The sequence below is a fragment of the Rhodococcus sp. NPDC127593 genome, assembly GCF_042671975.1.
Classification (GTDB): Bacteria; Actinomycetota; Actinomycetes; order Mycobacteriales; family Mycobacteriaceae; genus Rhodococcus_F.
The window spans coordinates 1-1454 of record NZ_JBHXWI010000174.1 but is presented as its reverse complement, the minus strand read 5'-3'; the positions used below and the strand labels follow the sequence as shown (position 1 = coordinate 1454).

Genomic DNA, 1454 nt, shown 5'->3' with positions numbered 1-1454 from the left:
CAATACCGTTCAGTTAGTGCGGGTTGCGTTACGATGAGGTGTGCCTCGGAGCGGATGGGTGAAACCGGTCTCGGATCGGCGGTTGTCGGATGTGGTGTCGGTGGGGTTGTTGACCAGGGTGTTTCCCGCGTCCCTGGTCGATGAGGTGATCGCGGAATGCGGGCGGACCGAGCAGCGCAGTAGGTCGTTGACCGCTCGCGTGACGGCGTATTTCTCGATCGGGATGGCATTGAATTCGCAAGGCTCCTACGAGGAGGTCTTCGAGCAGCTCACCGACGGTTTGTCGTGGTCGTCGGGATGGTCGCAGTCCTGGTCGTCGCCGACGAAATCGGCGATCTTCCAGGCCCGGTCCCGGCTGGGGCACGAACCGGTGCGGGAGCTGTTCCGCCGTGTCGCACGACCGCTCGCCGACGCGGATACACCCGGATCCTGGCTCGCCGGGCGCCGGTTGGTGGCCCTCGACGGGACCTGCCTCGACCTGCCCGACACCCCGGCCAACGCCGAGCATTTCGGGCGGCCCGGATCGAGTCGCGGCGAGAAGTCCGCGTTCCCGCAGGCACGATTGGTGGCCCTCGCCGAATGCGGCACCCACGCGGTCTTCGACGCCGCGATCGGACCGTGCCGCACCTCCGAGCGGGAGCTCGCGCACGATCTGTTCGACACCCTCGAACCGGGAATGCTGCTGCTCGCCGACCGCGGCCTGTACGGATTCGACATGTGGACCCGGGCCGCCGCCACCGGCGCCGACCTACTGTGGCGGGTCACATCGACCCTCTCACCTCGCCACCTCGAGACCCTCGACGACGGATCCTGGCTGGCACAGATCGTCCCCACCTCCGGAAAGAATCGGCAGCAGCGCACACCACTGACGGTGCGCGTGATCGACTACACCCTCGACGACGGGCGGGGAAACCCTGAGCAGTACCGGCTGCTGACCACCATCCTCGACCCCGCCGACGCATCCGCGGAAGAACTCGCTCTCGCCTACACCCAACGCTGGGAGATCGAGAACACCTTCGACGAACTCAAAACCCACCAACGCGGGCCGCGAGCGGTCCTGCGGTCGAAATCCCCACCGCTGGTCGAGCAGGAAATCTGGGGGCACCTGTGCTGCCACTACGCCATCCGCACCCTGATGCGCGACGCCGCGACCGCCGGCAGTCACGACCCGGACCGGATGTCCTTCGTCGCCGCCCTGCGGATCACCCGACGATCCCTGTCCCACAGCTCTTTTTCCCCCTCATAACCACCACGCCGCCACCCGATTGTGGAATCAGGGCATCGCCAAACTCCTGCGCCGCATCAACCCAGCACGCCGACACCGCGCCAACCCCCGCGTCGTCAAACGCAAAGTCCTCAAATGGCCCGCCAAACGCGCACACCACCAACACCATCCACAACCCACTCAACCGCCGAAATGCACCATCCTTGTTCACTAACTGAACGGTATTGGG

General features: G+C 65.7%; 2 protein-coding genes. One reads left to right on the top strand and one right to left on the bottom strand.

Annotated features, from left to right (window positions below; genetic code table 11):
• Positions 1–40: 40 nt before the first annotated feature.
• Entirely contained in the window at positions 41–1246 is a 1206-nt protein-coding gene (locus ACFVJ3_RS49445) for an IS4 family transposase (RefSeq protein WP_378459038.1), read from the top strand.
• Here the strand turns inward: ACFVJ3_RS49445 and ACFVJ3_RS49440 are convergent.
• Positions 1203–1454: hypothetical protein (locus ACFVJ3_RS49440; RefSeq protein ID WP_378459037.1), on the bottom strand; the 252-nt coding region annotated here is incomplete at its 5' end. The genes ACFVJ3_RS49445 and ACFVJ3_RS49440 overlap by 44 nt on opposite strands.